The sequence below is a fragment of the Halopseudomonas sp. L-58 genome (genome assembly GCF_056859475.1).
This window is the reverse complement of record NZ_JBSXON010000017.1, coordinates 1-15,584: the sequence shown is the minus strand read 5'-3', so window position 1 is coordinate 15,584 and position 15,584 is coordinate 1. Positions and strand designations below refer to the sequence as shown.

Below are 15,584 nucleotides of genomic sequence, written 5' to 3'. Positions count from 1 at the left end.
AGTAGCTGCCAGCTGCATCTCGATTGCGGCGCATCTCTCGGCTGACCGTCGAAGGGGATCGGTTGATCAAGCAGGCAATCCTGCGCAAGCTGAGGCCTTGGGCATGACTAACTTGAATGGTGGCACGCTCTTCAACGCTGAATTCGGAATAAGACATAGGGCAGCACCGTACCGGAAAGGTCCGGTGTTGCGCTCAGTTTTTGCCGCCGCCCTCGCTATAATTCCATCTCAAACCTGCCGAACCATCCAGGCCTCCAGGTCCGGTTCCCAGGTCCAGTATTCGGTTTCGATACGCATGGTGAAACGGCCGTGGTTGCTGTCCGACCACAGGGTGGCCTCCATCCCCTCAATCAATGATTCCGCCGAGGGCGCACCACCCAGCGCACTGCCCGGAAAAACACTTAGAAAAGCCACCACCCATAAGCATTTCATACGCTGCCTCCTTGAGTTAATCGTCTGATTACCCAGAGAAATCAGAGCCCACTCCTTTCAGACCATGCCTCATAGATCCGCTTGTCCCATTTGCTCTGGAAATAGGCGATAGCGGCTTTTTGATCGTCCCTGGAGAGCTCGTCTGCGAAGGCCGGCATTTTCCCACCCATGGGGGCGCCACCTTGACTAATTGTACCCATCAGCGTGTCGAAGGAATGGTGCCAGGCATGACCTGTTCCGTTGAGCGGTGGCGGCGGGTAAGAGCCATCCTTCAGAGTCTTTTTCCAATTGAAAGCGCCTTGGGCATTGCCGCCATGGCAGCTTGCGCAGTTGTCGTCGAACACCACTGCGCCGCGCTCGACCTCAGCCTGTGTGTACCAGCGGTCATCCACCGTCTGTTTACCGCAGCCACTGATTAGTGCGACTGCAAGAACGCCTACTGAGATAGTTGCCCCATGCATCATTCTTGTTCCTCGATTTCCTTGCGCCTCAAATTCCTCAATCGCGGAATAAAACGGGGAGCTCTGGCTGCATAGGCCCGCCAATCGGAGCCGAACGCTTTTTCTGTTTCACGCTCCTCGTGAATAGACAGGCGCGAGTACATCCACACCAGCACCGGGAACATGGCCAGCGTCAGCAGCGTTGGCCACTGCAGCAGAAAACCGAACATGATGAGCACGAAGCCGGAATACTGAGGGTGGCGAACGTGGGCATAAAGGCCGGTTGTGGCCAACTGCCCTGCCTTTTGCGCGGCATACAGGGTACGCCAGCCAGCCGCAATCAGATAAAACCCGAGGCCAATAAACACTGTGCTCAAGAGATGAAACGGCCCAAAGTGTGGGGAACCCCTCCAACCAAACAGCATTTCCAGCAAGTGGCCACTGTCGTGAGCCAACCAGTTCACGTCGGGATACTGGCTCTGCAGCCAGCCGGAGAGGAAGTAGAGCGTCAGCGGGAACCCGTACATCTCGGTGAACAGTGCCACCAGAAATGCGCTGAAGGCACCAAACGAACGCCAGTCCCGGCGGGTCTGCGGTTTGAAAAAACTGAAGGCGAAGAATATGAAAATCGCCGAATTCAGCACCACTAGGCTCCAAAGGCCATAATCCGATGCACCATCAGTCATCACGCTGCTCTCCACTCTTTCCCGGTTGCTCTGCCTGGTGGTTATGTCCTCCATGTCCTCCATGCCCTCCGTGCATAAAAATATGGATCAGCGGACAAGCAAGCAGTATCAGCCAGGGCAAGGCGCCAAGCAGATGAACCTTGTGTTCTCCCCAGAGTAAAACCAGTGCGATAACGGCAAATATTGCCAAGGTAATTTTAAAGCGTCGATCCATGAGCGGTTCCTTTGCGAAAAAAACAGTGTCAGAACAGAGTACTAATGGGCTTCAAGGGATATCTGATGGCCTATGCCGCTCAGCGCGATCTCATCAACCACATCGAGGGATTCCGGGTCGAGCACCCAAAGCTTGTTCTCTGCCCGACTGGTCACCAGTAGCTGGCCATCGTAGGGAGAGACCGCAAGATGATAGGGCGCAGGAGCCAGCGGCCTGCTGTGGCGGGCGCCGCTGGCTAGCTCAATCCGGACCACCTGGTTGCCGCCCTGGCTGGTGGCATAGAGGGTCTGGCCATCTGCGCTCAAGCCAACGCCATGGGGCGCCTCCCCAACCTCGTACCGGTCCGCCACCGCGCCTTTGGCAAGCTCAATGACAAGAACCTGGCCGGATGCAGCATCATTCACGTAGAGCCGCTGGTTGCCGGGGGCAAGCACCAGATGCTCTGGGTTGCCGCCAACCCGCAGGTTGCGCTCGACGAACCAGTGCTCGGTATCCACTTCGCTGACCGTGCCATTACCGGTATTGCTGACCAGAAGGGATTGGCCGTCGTCGGTTTGCACCAGATAGTTGGGGGCCGGCCCCGTCGCCACAGTTTTGACCAACTGACCGGAATCCAGATCCACAACGCTGATGCTGCCACTGGCAGGATGCGTGGAAACGGCATAGCGACTGTCGGAAGTCACCAGCACATGGTGCACCGGCCCCGGCACTTCCAGTTTGCGGTCAATCGTCTTTGTGGCCGCGTTCACCAAATAGAGCAGCCCGGTACTCCCTGCTTCCAATTCAGTAGACTGCCCGCCCCCATGATGAGCGGCGTGTTCATCTTCTGATACGCCTTCGGGGCGACTAACCGGCTCCTGACGATCATGCGCCGACAAACTACCCACCACCAGATGCCGGCCATCCGGGGTCAGTGCCGAACCGTGGGTATTCAGGGTGCCGCCAATGGACGACGTCACCTTGCGGTTTTCCAGATCAATAACGCCGACGGCATCCGCTGTGCCCATGGGAACAAATGCCCGGTTCGTGTCTGCGGCCACCATCAGCGAAAAACTCATAGCGACACTGGCCGTAATGCCAGCAATACACTGCTTGCGAAACGAATGTTTCATAGCGTGCCCTTTTTGGTCAGAGGGTTTCAGTAAGATCTCCTCGCCCGGTAAGCAAGATCCCGAACAGGCATGGTCATTACTTGGCAGTCCATCACACCAAGCTGAAACAGGCCTGAAAACGGTTGCGAAACATGCATTCGTTTGACCAGAATCAAGGTGGAACGATTCACAATGACCAAGGACGACCAATGCAAGACGTGCCCCAGGAAAACCAGCGAACAACCAAAACCCACGCCGACCAGCTCAACCGGCAGTGTTACTGCATCACCCTTGACCGAAAAGCGCTCACTGACAGCCTCCAGAAGCAGTTTTCAGACACTGGGAACGAGGCGCCGGCCACTCCCGAGATCCATCATTTCTTTTCAAACACACCGGTTTTTGTACCCCAGGCGGACATCGCGACGATGGAGCGGATCGTTCAGGCGATCGAATCGGCTGCCGAGCTTCCGTCCTACCGGGAAAGAGCTCTGTCCTGGGCGCCGGACATCGCCGGTTTTGATCCAGGCCCCATCGGGGCCTTCATGGGCTACGACTTTCACCTGGGCGAGAACGGGCCTCAGCTGATCGAAATCAACACCAACGCCGGCGGCGCATTTCTGAACACGGTATTGGCCCGGGCTCAACACCGATGCTGTGACCCGTCCCAGCAGACCGCTGGCACCAACCGGGCACTGGATGGGTTCGAGGACGCAGTGTTTGCCATGTTCCAGCAGGAATGGCAACGGCAAGGTGGCGACTCGACGCCCGGTTGCCTGGCCATTGTGGACGATACCCCAGAATCCCAGTTTATGTTCCCGGAATTCCAACTGGCCCAGCAGTTATTCCAGGCCAGAGGCATAGAGACCTTGATCCTCGACCCATCGGAGCTTGAGTATGTTGATGGTGCCCTGAGCGCCCACGGCAAGCCTATCGACATGGTGTACAACCGCCTGGTGGATTTTGCCTTGGAGGCCCCGGCTCTTGGGGCGCTGAGGTGCGCCTACCTCGACGGCGCGGCGGTCGTCACGCCCAATCCACGCGCCCATGCGCTTATGGCCGACAAACGGAACCTGATCCTGCTATCTGATGCCCAAACCCTGCGCGACTGGGGCCTGAGTGAAACCGAGGCAGGATTTCTGGATAGAGCTGTACCGAAGACCCGGCTGGTTTCAGCAAGTGATGAGGCGGAGTTGTGGAGCAACCGGCGTAAACTGTTTTTCAAACCGGTAGCGGGCCATGGCAGCAAGGGCGTCTATCGGGGCGAAAAACTAACCCGCCGCGTTTTCGAAGAGATCCTGAAGGGTGATTACATCGCGCAGAACTTCGTTCCCGCCGGAGAACGCACGCTGAGAGTGGATGGCACGGTCACCACCAGAAAGGTCGATATCCGTTTGTACACCTATGCTGGGCAACTTCTGCTTTCCGCCGCACGGGTTTACCAAGGCCAGGCCACTAACTTTCGTACCCCAGGCGGTGGGTTCGCACCCGTCTTTCAGGTGTGATCACTACCGCTTACCCTGGCCTCTCGATCTATTTGGTTGCTTTAAAGGTCGTCCATGCGCCCTACCTGGCGAGCGAGACGCATGGATTCGTTCTGCTCCATGGTCAACAGTGATTCCAGCAGTTCCTTTGCTTCTGGAATCTCGGCCTTTCCAACCAGTGTCTTGTAGAGATCAATAATCTGATCGTGGAAGTCAAAGACCTCGCGGGAGATGCCAGCAAAATCCAGCTTTGCGTAGGGCTCGTCGCAGGTTCGGTGAGTTTTGATCGGGTTATGAGAGAGGTAGTCGATAACTCGGGTCTCCAGAGCCTTCGCATCTCCCTGGCGCTCAAACTCGTTTACGATCCGCTCTATTTCCGATTCATGAGCTGCCAGATAATCCAAAAGCGCACGGGCCCGTTCTTCCTCGTGCTTTGTTGCGCAATGGGACAGACAGCTCGCCAGATGTGAGTGCAGATCGCGCGTCCAGTCGATCAGTTGTCCAAAAGTCTTTATATCCATATCTTTTTTCCTTTTTTCTTCTCCATAATATGACTGACATCAAATAGGTATCCCGTCGTCAAATGAGGAGTCCTATTTGCATTTCCAGTGTTCAGTTGGGCTATGCGCTCGCCTGGCTAATTCGCTAATCCATTGCAAACCGCAGGCACTGCAGCAAATCGACGCCTCTACCGGCTTCAGATCGATTCCACAACCTCAGAGAGCATATCCCTGACCTTCCCGGCAACCTGCTTGAGCTCGTCATTATCGATGGCGCTCATGGAAGCCAATGGATCCACTGCACTTACCTCAATGCCCTCCTAAACCTCACGAAGAATAACTTTGCAAGGCAGCATGGCACCCACGCGAGGCTCCACACCGATGGCTTCCCAGGCCATGCCAGGATTGCAGGCCCCGAGAATCCGATAGGCCTGCATATCCTTGTCCAGCTTTTTCTTCATGGTGGCTTTGACATCAATTTCTGTCAGCACACCGAAGCCGTGATCAGTGAGGGCCTGACGCGCTCTTCTGTCCACGTCCTCGAAATCGACATCTTTGATAACTCGATCGATTGTGTATGACATAGCTACCTCCAATGATTCAGAAGTTCATTGCTTTGACCCGAGTTTCACCACCCTCAAACGCAGCGCATTCACAATCACGCTGACCGAGGACAGCGACATGGCGGCCGCTGCAAAAATGGGCGACAGTAGTATCCCGAAAAACGGGTACAAAACCCCTGCCGCTATCGGAACACCGGCGGAGTTGTAAACGAAGGCGAAAAACAGGTTCTGACGGATATTGCGCATGGTCGCCAGAGACAAACGGCGCGCCTCGACAATGCCCATCAGGTCGCCGCGCAGCAGCGTAATGCCGGCGCTTTCGATGGCGACATCGGTCCCGGTGCCCATGGCCACACCGACATCCGCCGTTGCCAGTGCAGGCGCATCGTTTACGCCGTCACCCGCCATCACGACAACACGGCCTTCGTCTTTCAGGCGCTGGACGATCTTGCCCTTATCTTCCGGCAGGACTTCCGCTTCCACTTCGTCGATATGCAGTTTTCGGGCAACTGCTTCAGCTGAAGTGCGGTTATCGCCGGTCAGCATGACCACCCGGATGCCGTCTTTTTGCAGCGCGGAAATAGCGGCTTCGGTGGTTTCCTTGACCGGATCGGCAATCGCCAGCAACCCTGCGACGTTTCCGTCGACAGCAGCAAAAATCACGGTAGCACCATCTTTTCGGAGCTGGTCGGCGTCGCCGTCAAATCGCGTGGTGTCGACATTTTCCGACTCCATGAGAAGGCGGTTACCAAGTAGCACCCGCTTGCCGTCTATTCGACCGGTAACCCCTTTACCATTCGGAGAGTCAAAGTCTTCCGCATCCGGAAGCTTCAGGTCCATGCCCTTGGCTTTATCGAGTATGGCGTGAGCCAGTGGGTGCTCACTGCCTTTCTCCAGGCCACCTGCATAACGCATGAGACTACTGTCATCGAACCCGTTGGCCGCGACAAGCCGGGTGACTTGCGGCTTGCCCTCTGTCAGCGTGCCGGTTTTATCCACCACCACGGTGTCCACCTTCTCCATACGCTCCAAGGCTTCCGCATCGCGAATCAGAACGCCACTTTGAGCACCGCGTCCGACACCCACCATGATGGACATGGGCGTCGCCAAGCCAAGTGCGCAAGGGCAGGCAATGATCAGAACACTGACCGCTGCAATCAGCCCGAACGCCATAGGCGGTGCGGGTCCAAAGAAGGACCAAGCAATAAAGGCGACAATAGCAATCACAATAACTGCCGGCACAAACCAGCCTGCTACCTTGTCAGCCAGCCCCTGGATCGGTGCGCGGCTACGCTGGGCGCTCGCCACCATCTGCACAATCTGGGACAGCATGGTGTCACGGCCAACCTTGTCGGCCCGCATGATAAAGCTGCCCTGCTGGTTGATACTGCCGCCGATCACCTGGTCGCCGGATTTTTTGCTGACTGCCAAAGGCTCGCCGGTCACCATGGACTCATCCACGTTGGAGCTGCCTTCAAGCACCTCGCCGTCCAGCGGAACCTTGTCACCGGGGCGCACCCGCAGGCGGTCGCCCACCTTGACCTGATCAAGCGACACATCGTATTCGCTGCCATCGTCGTCCAGTTTTCTGGCCGTCGCCGGTGCCAGATCCAGCAGGGCCTTGATGGCACCAGAGGTTTTCTCTCTGGCGCGCAATTCCAGCACCTGCCCCAGCAGCACCAGCACCACGATGACAGCAGCCGCCTCGAAGTAGACGGCGACCGACCCGTCTTCCTGCCGGAAGGCGCCTGGGAAGATCTGCGGCGCCAGGGTCGCCACCAGGCTGTAGATCAGCGCGACGCCGGTACCAATGGCAATGAGCGTAAACATGTTCAAGTTACGGCTAACCACGGATTTCCAACCCCGGACGAAGAAGGGCCAGCCGCACCAAAGCACCACGGGCGTTGCCAGCACCAGTTGAATCCAGTTGGACATCTGCGGGGCTATAATGTGATCGAGTCCGGTGAGGTGCCCACCCATCTCCAGTACCAGTACAGGCAGGGCCAGCACCAGGCCGATCCAGAATCGGCGGGTCATGTCTTTGAGTTCTTCCGAGGGCCCGTCGTCCAGGCTTACCTGCTCGGGCTCTAGGGCCATGCCGCAGATTGGGCAGTCCCCTGGCCCTTGCTGCCGAATCTCGGGGTGCATGGGACAGGTATACATAGTGCCCGGCGCTACCGGCTCTTGCTGTTTCTTTTCCCAATCGAGGTACTGCTCAGGGTCCTCGTCGAATTTGGACTGGCAGCGCGAGGAGCAAAAGTACCAGGTTTTACCGCCATGCTGGCTGCGATGTTCCGCGGTGTGCGGATCCACTGACATGCCACAGACCGGATCCTTGGCGGCGTGCTCGCCAGGGGCTTTATCGGTGTGATGATCGTGCTGATGGGTGTGATGGTGCTCAGCCATTCCGATCTCCTGTTTTGTCTACAGGCCAGTCTGCAAACGCAATGAAATACAGCAGAACCAGATTGACGATAGGGATCAGTATCAGTACACCCATCCACCCCGGATACCCCGTGCGCTGGCAAATACGCCAGGCCGGAATGACCACCACAATGGCAATCACCAGCATCCACAGCCAGTGTCCTGCCCACATCGTGTTTCCGAACATGTTCTCTCCCATCATGGCAATAGCCTCTCTTCCTGATTCAGATTAATGATGATGCGCATGACTCTCTTCCTGTTTCGCTTGCGCCGATTCCGGTGATCTTTTAAGGAAAATCTGCTCGGATACTGCAATCACGATCATGGTCACGACTGCCACGCTGATGACGAACGGGTCCGTATTAAGCTTTACCCAGACGAAGCCGCCCAGCGCCAAAAGATCCAACAAGATGGCTGTTGCTGGCACCCAGATGTTGGCCTTGATGTCTTTGCGTAGATAACGCAGTACACCCCAGTGAATGGCAATGTCCATAATCAGGTAAAAGACGATACCCAATGCGGCAATTCGGGACAGGTCGAAGAAGGCGGTCAGAATCAGCCCCAGGACCACGGTATAAACCAGAGTGTGCTTCTGGATGCTGCCGGGCATGCCAAAGTGACTGTGGGGAACCAGTTTCATCTCTGTCAGCATCGCCAACATGCGGGACACAGCAAAGACACTGGCCAGAATCCCGCCTGCCGTGGCCATCATAGCAATGGCGACGGTAAACCAGACACCGTACTCGCCAAGCGCGGGACGCGCAGCGGCAGCCAGGGAGTAATTCTGTGTTTCGATGATTTCAGCCAGCGACAGATTGCTGGCGACGGCAAACCCCACCAGCGTGTAGATCACCACACAGGCGGCAATGGAAATAATGATGGCACGGCCAACATTCCGCTTTGGGTCTATTACTTCGGAGCCACTGTTGGTAATGGTAGTAAAGCCTTTGAATGCCAGGATACCCAACGCAGTCGCGCCCAGGAAGTTGCCCAGCGTTCCGGCTTCGCCAGGCTCTGAAAAATCAACCGAGATTGAGTCAGCAATCCAGATCCCGACGAGACCGAAAATCAGTATGCCTCCGATTTTCAGGATACCGATGAAGGAGGCCACGCCCTGAATGAGACGGTTGCTAAGCAGGTTGATCAAAAACGCCGCGAGAATAAGTGATACACCGAGAATGGGTACCATGCGACCGGTGTCGTCACCGCCGAAAAGCTGCATGGTGTAGGCACCGAATGTACGGGCCAGAAAACTCTGAGCAATGACCATGGAGAAGTACATCAGCAAGGCGTTGAAAGCCGTTGGCAGTCGGTTTCCGTAAGCTTTATGCAAGTACATACCAATGCCCCCGGCCGACGGGTAGGCGTTGGAGATCTTGATGTAGGAATAGGCGCTGAAGCTCACAATCACAGCCGCAGCGAGAAAGGCCAGCGGGAAAAGTACGCCGGTCATCTGGGCCATCTGCCCGGTCAACGCAAAAATACCGGCGCCAATCATGACGCCGGTACCCAGCATGACTGTCCCTGGTAAAGTGAGACTGCCCTCCTGGTAGCGGGTAGTTCGATCTTCCTCCCTGTTCATTCAACCTCCTGTTATTTTTTCATGGGTGGAATCTTGGAACAGCAGAACGGCTCATGCTTGGCATTTGCCCGGACGTTGTCGTCGGTAACCCGGTACCAAGCCAATTTGCGCCGGGTCCACCATCCGGTTTTCAATCGGCCACCGCAGGCCTTGACCAGTTCCAGTATTTCATCGACAGACCAGTGGGTTCCGTCATATGTCACCCGCAATGTGCCATTCGGTTTACGCTCGGCGAAATCAACGCAGGGGTGGTGGTTAAGATCGTGGATGAGATCCTCCCACTGACCTTCTCCCATCCCCTCGATGGCCAATTTCCGGCGCAACAAAAACTGTTCCTGATTGGTTGCTTTGTGTGCTTTGGTCATGGGGCGACACCTCTCTTCCAGATAACTTCTCTCTGGATCAAAACACTTCAACCTGAACTGCGACTGAAAACAGACACAGACTTCCCGTAGATTTGTGTTGAATCAAATCTTAGACGAAAACGGGCCATGGGTTTCCCCATGGCCCGTTAGCATCAACGTCAGAAGGCGATTCGGGCGCCGATTACGGCAAACCAGTCTTCTGTGCCGCCGCCGCTCGCCTCGGCCAGGTCGGCGCTATCGCCATACTTACGCTCGTGCACCACACCCACGTAGGGTGAGAACGCACGGTCTATCAGGTCGTAGCGGAGCCGGAGGCCGGTTTCGGTGGAAACCAATCCTTTGCCGATGCCAATTTCCCTGTCTTCACTGAACGCTACCGTCGCATCCAGCGTTGCGGAAAGGATCCAATAGTTAGTGAGCAGCAGCTCGTACTCTGCGTCAAGTTCAGCGGACGTCTCACCTTCATTGCTCACATACAGGTTGGCGTCAACCTCAAACCATTGCGGTGCAAGCCCAGCGACACCCAACACGGCATAAGTGCGATCCGGTCCCTCGGGGGTGTCGAAGCGAACACCCGCTTTGGCGTCGAAGAACTTGGAAATGGGGATCTGGCCGACCAGCTGGTTTTCCAGTGATTCGTAGGCCCGCTCCTCCAGGCTGTACTCACCTTTTGAAATCCACCGGAGTTTCAGCTCGTCGGTGCCGTAGAAGGCATCCGCATTCCAGACGCCCAGCTCCTCGCCATCGTCGCTGTAGCGGTACTCAAATTCCTCGAATTGAACGCCCCAGGTTGTGAGCGGCTGTTCACGAGCCGTGGTGTCGGAAATCATTTCCTGAGCTGTCACCGCCGTTGAGACACCAATAGAGGCAAGAAAACTGACGGCGACAAGTGATCGAATACAACTCATGCCTCACCTCCATCTTCAGCAATCACGTCTGTTTTGGCCTGCGTTGAATCTGGCCCACCTTCAATAATTACCTTACGGAACATACCAGCGGCCGCGTGATAGGACAGGTGACAGTGGAACGCCCACTGGCCGGGCGCGTCGACCTCGGTTTCCATGTAAACCGTGGTACCCGGGTTCACGTTGATTGTATGTTTGATCGGGTTCCACTGGCCGGCGCCGACGTCCAAAATCGACCACATGCCGTGCAGGTGCATTGGATGCGTCATCATGGTTTCATTCACAAACTTGAAGCGGACCCGCTCACCGTATTTCAGACGAATCGGATCGGCGTCTTCATACTTGACGCCATTAATGCTCCAGGTGTAACGCTCCATATTGCCGGTCAGGCGAAGCTCGATTTCCCGGGTCGGTTCGCGGTCTTCATACAGTGGATCTTGGGCCTTCAGGTCAGCATAGGACAGGAACTTGCCGCCATTGGCTGCCGTGGGTACAAGGCCACTTCCCTTGGCGTAAAAGGGGTCGCTTTGGCCGCCTTTTCCCATCGCCATGGAACCATGATCCATGCCTTCCATGTTGGAATGATCCATGCTGTCCATGTTGGAGTGGTCCATTCCCTCCATTGAGGAGTGATCCATCCCGGACATATCTTCTGAGCTGTCCATATCCATGTTCCCATGATCCATGCCCGCCATGCTGCCATGGTCCATACCAGGCATACCGCCCATATCAGCCATGGTCAGTCGGGCAGCTTCACGCAGTTGCGGCACTGCCGCTTCCATGCCCTCTTCGGGGGCCAGTGTTGCCCTGGCGTATCCGGAACGTCCCATGGATTCGGCGAAGATGGTGTAGGCCTGCTCATCTTTCGGGTGGACGATCACATCATAGGTTTCCGCCACACCGATCCGGAACTCGTCCACGTTAACGGGCTGAACGTTGTTGCCATCGGCCTGTACAACCGTCATGTCCAGACCGGGAATCCGTATGTCGAAGTAGGTCATGGCCGAGGAGTTGATGAACCGCAGCCGGATGCGTTCTCCGGGCTCAAAAAGGCCAGTCCAGTTCTGCTCGGGACCTTTGCCGTTGATCAGGCCCGTAAAGCCCTGCAAGTCCTCAACGTCCGCTTTCATCATCCGCATGTCACCCCAGGCCATGCGGTCCCGAATGGTGTTCATCAGACCGTTTTTGGACGCGTCCGAAAAAAACTCCCCCACGGTTTGCTGCTCACGGTTGTAGTAATCCGCCATCATTTTCAGGTTGCGCATGATGCGGTCACCGGAATGGGGGTGCTTGTCAGTCAACTGCACCACGTACTCGCGGTCATAACGAAACGGCTCACGTTTTTCCGGTTCGATCACAATGGCACCATAGGCGCCATCCGGCTCCTGAAAACCAGAGTGGCTGTGGAACCAGTAAGTGCCTGCCTGCTGGATAGGAAATTCATAAGTAAAGGTTTCACCCGGCTTGATGCCTGGGAAACTTATGCCGGGTACACCGTCCTGATCAAAAGGAAGGATCAACCCATGCCAGTGAATGGACGTCATCTCATCCAGGTTATTGGTCACGTTGATCCGGACGTTCTCGCCTTCCTTGAAACGCATTACCGGTCCCGGAGATGCGCCGTTGTATCCAATGCCTTCCTTCACAAAATCGCCGGTATCAATTTTTACCCGGTCGACCGTAAGGTCGTATTCGCCGGCCAGAACCATGGCTGGCATCAGCAGGCTCAAAAGCCCTGTCAAAAAGCGTGGTTTCATCTGTGTTGCTCCGAACTACACGTCATTGAAGCCGGGCCGAGAAACGTGTCTCAGCCCCGCGCTCGCGGACCTCAGTTAAGCGAGTTACTCGAAATTGACCTCTCCGTACATCCCGGCCTGATAGTGGCCCGGCACGTTGCAGGCAAATTCGATATTGCCTTTATCAGAGAACTTCCATACCACTTCTTTACTTTGGCCCGGTTCCAGCAACACGCTGTTCGGGTCGTCATGCTTCATGGAATGGCCATTCCCCATATCCATATTCATCATGTCGTGGTTCAGCTTGCCGCCCTGGATGACGCCATGCTCAACCATCATCATCATTTTCTCTTGATGAGCTTCGTGCATGTCGGGAGTGCCAACACTGAACTCATGGACGAGGTTTCCCTTGTTCTCCACCACGAAGCGAACGGTTTCACCCGGCTTTACACTGATTTCTTCGGGTTCGTAGTAGTTGTCGTACATCTCGACAGTTACGGTTCGGCTGGCCTCCGACGCTTTGCCAGGTTCACCGCTTGTAGCGCCGTGCCCGTGGCCACCATCATGGGCGCCAGCCGCAAACGCTGTTGCCGACATTGAAAGCGCCATACCCGCTACGAATAGTTTTGATGCATTCATCTTTTTATCCTCTGTAAAATATTGCTCGAAAAACACTGCAGGATTCAGCCCCAATCTTGAGCAATGTCCAGAATCGGTTGTTATCTTCTCTCACTAACCTGAATTCTTTCTGAATAACTCGAACTATTTTCCGTTCAGGCTGAATTCAGGTTAATCAGTCACACTTTCGACCGCGGACCATACATAGAAGGAAAAACTCATGCGTTTACTGCTCGTCGAAGATGACCGCTTGCTTGCTGAGGGTCTGGTCAGGCAGTTGGGAAAAGCAGGTTTCAGCGTTGATACAAGTCCCAGTGCCCGAGAAGCCGTCGTTCTGGGTGAGCAAGAGGATTACCGTGCTGTTGTTCTGGACCTGGGTCTACCTGATGGCAACGGGCTGGACGTATTGAGAAAGTGGCGAACGAATCACGTCAGCTGTCCGGTCTTGATTCTGACCGCGAGAGGCGATTGGCAGGATAAGGTTAACGGCTTAAAAGCCGGGGCAGACGATTACCTGGCAAAACCTTTTCAGACAGAAGAGCTAATCGCACGCCTCAACGCACTCGTGCGTCGAAGTGAAGGAAGGGGCCATGCTCAGGTTAAAGCCGGCCGCTTTGAACTGGACGAAAACCGCCAGAGTCTCAAGATGGACGACGGCGTGGAACATACACTTACCGGCACCGAATTCCGGCTGCTACGTTGTTTGATGAGCCGCCCTGGCCACGTCTTTTCCAAAGAACAACTAATGGAACAGCTTTACAACTTGAATGATAGCCCGAGCGAAAACGTCATTGAGGCGTATATTCGGAGGTTAAGGAAGCTAGTGGGCAGCGAAACCATCTCAACACGACGCGGCCAGGGGTACATTTTTAATGCGATTCCTTAAAAAGCCTGCGTCCGTAAAAGGAACCTTGCTTGCGCTGTTACTGCCCGCCGGAATTGGTCTAATGGGGGTGGCGTGGTTGGTCCATGGCTTGCTGCTCGACCGAATGTCTCGGGAATTCGTTGAAAGCCGACTGAAAGATGAAGTCGTTTTCCTTGAGCACCAGATTCGCGACGCGAATGGTGAAGTTGACACTCTCCAGACGGGCGATTATTTCCAGGATGTTTTTCATCATGCCTTTGCCATACATACACCCGAACAGACCATCATTTCACCCGATACTTGGGAGCCCTTGTTAACGCCTCTGATTGAAAACGAAGAAGACGGAACCGTTCGCGTAGAAGATGCCGAAACCACTGATACTCCCTTAGACATCCTCGCCTACCGAAAGTCTTTTCAGGTCGGTGAAACACCCATCGTCGTAATCGTTTCTGAAGATCTGGGTGCGCTGAAACGCAGCCAAGCTGCACTTCATACCTGGACCGCCGTAGTATCAGTTCTGTTGATTATGCTCTTGGTCGCCGTGCTCTGGTTCGGAATCACGATGTCCATGCGACCGGTTGTCACACTCAAAGCCGCATTAAAAAGACTCCAGGACGGAGAGATCTCCCGAATCAACGTTCAGTCGCCAGAGGAGTTCCACCCGCTGGTTCTTCAACTAAATCAGTTGCTGGACTCCTTAGATCAGCGACTGGAGCGCTCCAGGGACGCTCTCGCAAACCTGTCTCATAGCGTCAAAACCCCCATCGCAGCCGTCCGGCAGATACTGGAAGACGACACACGTCCTCTCGACACCAATCTAAGGCGCCAGATGGTGGAGCGACTAAGCGATATCGACAGGCAATTAGAAGCTGAAATGCGTCGAAGCAGTTTTGCAGGGCCCCAGATTGGAAAAAGCGCCTACCCCATAAAACAGGCACGGGATCTTTTGTGGATGCTCGGTCGTTTATATCCGGAAAAGTCGTTTGAACTATCGAGTTCTCTGCCTGAAGACAGCCGATGGCCGATAGAAGAACATGATCTAAATGAAGTATTGGGCAACTTACTCGACAATGCTGGCAAATGGTCTTCGAGATGCGTAGAGCTCTCTGTGGAACAAGGCAGCGGCTTCAAGCGAATAGTTGTTGCTGATGATGGCCCAGGGGTTAATCACAAGGATTTAGCCAGTTTGGGCCAAAGGGGTCTGCGGCTAGATGAGCAAACACCTGGGCACGGTCTCGGCCTTGCTATCGTTCGAGATATAGTGACTCGCTATGAAGGTAAAATCAGCTTTTCGACTAAGTCCTGTAGCGGTTTACGCGTTTCTATCGAATTATTAAGATAAAATCGAATGTTCGCTTTTGTTTAGCAGCGGACCGATCGAGGCGTCCGGTGGAGGCCGTAGGCCAGCAAGGTCAGGGACTGGCGAGCCTAAGAGAGACAGAGAGAAATAGATTTCTCTCTGTCCGGTTGCTGCAATTTGTGAAATTAAGATGGGTTATGCCGCTTATTAGTTAAAGATGACCAGGCTGCTCCCGCAAGCATGGGGGTGTACGAATTTTTGTGTAACCGGCTAATGAGCGACACTGTCGCTCCGAACCGGAGACACGATGAGCAAGAAACTACATCCCATCACCGACGAGCTGCTGGATCAGCTCTTGGCCAACTATCAAAAACCTGAAGAC

At 55.1% G+C, this 15,584-nt stretch carries 18 protein-coding genes; 3 read left to right on the top strand and 15 right to left on the bottom strand.

The annotated features are described in order from the left end of the window. The 6 genes from AC13EY_RS00735 to AC13EY_RS00710 form a co-directional block, all read right to left on the bottom strand. On the bottom strand, positions 1–157 hold a 157-nt coding region (locus AC13EY_RS00735), incomplete at its 3' end, for a helix-turn-helix domain-containing protein (RefSeq protein WP_482876526.1). A gap of 71 nt (positions 158–228) precedes the next feature. Next, on the bottom strand, positions 229–432 hold the full coding sequence (locus AC13EY_RS00730) for a hypothetical protein (protein ID WP_022990665.1): 204 nt from the start codon (positions 430–432) through the stop codon (positions 229–231). Between the two features lie 41 nt (positions 433–473). Beyond that, a complete protein-coding gene (locus AC13EY_RS00725; RefSeq protein WP_022990666.1) occupies positions 474–896 on the bottom strand; it encodes a c-type cytochrome in 423 nt (140 codons plus the stop codon). After that, the gene (locus AC13EY_RS00720; RefSeq protein ID WP_482876523.1) at positions 893–1,558 is read right to left on the bottom strand and encodes a methyltransferase; all 666 of its coding nucleotides are present in this window, start codon (positions 1,556–1,558) and stop codon (positions 893–895) included. The genes AC13EY_RS00725 and AC13EY_RS00720 overlap by 4 nt, the downstream gene beginning before the upstream one ends. After that, positions 1,551–1,772, bottom strand: a complete 222-nt coding sequence (locus AC13EY_RS00715; RefSeq protein WP_096006444.1) for a DUF2933 domain-containing protein — start codon at positions 1,770–1,772, stop codon at positions 1,551–1,553. The genes AC13EY_RS00720 and AC13EY_RS00715 overlap by 8 nt, the downstream gene beginning before the upstream one ends. Before the next feature lie 41 nt (positions 1,773–1,813). After that, the gene (locus tag AC13EY_RS00710; protein WP_482876521.1) at positions 1,814–2,884 is read right to left on the bottom strand and encodes a YncE family protein; all 1,071 of its coding nucleotides are present in this window, start codon (positions 2,882–2,884) and stop codon (positions 1,814–1,816) included. Positions 2,885–3,072: 188 nt separating this feature from the next. Here AC13EY_RS00710 and AC13EY_RS00705 point away from each other — a divergent pair, with 188 nt between their 5' ends. Further along, positions 3,073–4,365, top strand: coding sequence for an ATP-grasp domain-containing protein (locus tag AC13EY_RS00705; RefSeq protein ID WP_104739847.1), 1,293 nt, complete (start codon positions 3,073–3,075; stop codon positions 4,363–4,365). Between the two features lie 41 nt (positions 4,366–4,406). Here the strand turns inward: AC13EY_RS00705 and AC13EY_RS00700 are convergent, their stop codons facing one another. The 9 genes from AC13EY_RS00700 to AC13EY_RS00660 form a co-directional block, all read right to left on the bottom strand. Then, positions 4,407–4,865, bottom strand: a complete 459-nt coding sequence (locus AC13EY_RS00700) for an ATPase (RefSeq protein ID WP_065336094.1) — start codon at positions 4,863–4,865, stop codon at positions 4,407–4,409. 299 nt (positions 4,866–5,164) lie between these two features. Then, a complete protein-coding gene (locus tag AC13EY_RS00695) occupies positions 5,165–5,428 on the bottom strand; it encodes a DUF302 domain-containing protein (RefSeq protein WP_233048909.1) in 264 nt (87 codons plus the stop codon). Positions 5,429–5,452: 24 nt separating this feature from the next. After that, a complete protein-coding gene (locus AC13EY_RS00690) occupies positions 5,453–7,813 on the bottom strand; it encodes a heavy metal translocating P-type ATPase (protein ID WP_233048908.1) in 2,361 nt (786 codons plus the stop codon). Next, positions 7,806–8,033: a hypothetical protein gene (locus AC13EY_RS00685; RefSeq protein ID WP_228247651.1), complete on the bottom strand. Its 228-nt coding sequence runs from the start codon at positions 8,031–8,033 to the stop codon at positions 7,806–7,808. Before AC13EY_RS00685 ends, AC13EY_RS00690 begins: the two co-directional genes overlap by 8 nt. A gap of 27 nt (positions 8,034–8,060) precedes the next feature. Further along, positions 8,061–9,413, bottom strand: a complete 1,353-nt coding sequence (locus tag AC13EY_RS00680) for an APC family permease (RefSeq protein WP_163982080.1) — start codon at positions 9,411–9,413, stop codon at positions 8,061–8,063. Between the two features lie 11 nt (positions 9,414–9,424). Next, positions 9,425–9,778: a hypothetical protein gene (locus AC13EY_RS00675; protein WP_233048906.1), complete on the bottom strand. Its 354-nt coding sequence runs from the start codon at positions 9,776–9,778 to the stop codon at positions 9,425–9,427. A gap of 158 nt (positions 9,779–9,936) precedes the next feature. Next, entirely contained in the window at positions 9,937–10,686 is a 750-nt protein-coding gene (locus AC13EY_RS00670; RefSeq protein WP_233048904.1) for a copper resistance protein B, read from the bottom strand. After that, entirely contained in the window at positions 10,683–12,440 is a 1,758-nt protein-coding gene (locus AC13EY_RS00665) for a copper resistance system multicopper oxidase (RefSeq protein ID WP_233048903.1), read from the bottom strand. The genes AC13EY_RS00670 and AC13EY_RS00665 overlap by 4 nt, the downstream gene beginning before the upstream one ends. Positions 12,441–12,524: 84 nt before the next feature. Beyond that, a complete protein-coding gene (locus tag AC13EY_RS00660; protein WP_096006453.1) occupies positions 12,525–13,058 on the bottom strand; it encodes a cupredoxin domain-containing protein in 534 nt (177 codons plus the stop codon). A gap of 199 nt (positions 13,059–13,257) precedes the next feature. Between AC13EY_RS00660 and AC13EY_RS00655 the strand changes: the two genes are divergently transcribed. After that, the gene (locus AC13EY_RS00655; RefSeq protein WP_482876516.1) at positions 13,258–13,923 is read left to right on the top strand and encodes a response regulator; all 666 of its coding nucleotides are present in this window, start codon (positions 13,258–13,260) and stop codon (positions 13,921–13,923) included. Further along, a complete protein-coding gene (locus tag AC13EY_RS00650; protein ID WP_228247646.1) occupies positions 13,910–15,244 on the top strand; it encodes an ATP-binding protein in 1,335 nt (444 codons plus the stop codon). The genes AC13EY_RS00655 and AC13EY_RS00650 overlap by 14 nt, the downstream gene beginning before the upstream one ends. The last annotated feature ends 340 nt before the right edge of the window (positions 15,245–15,584 follow it).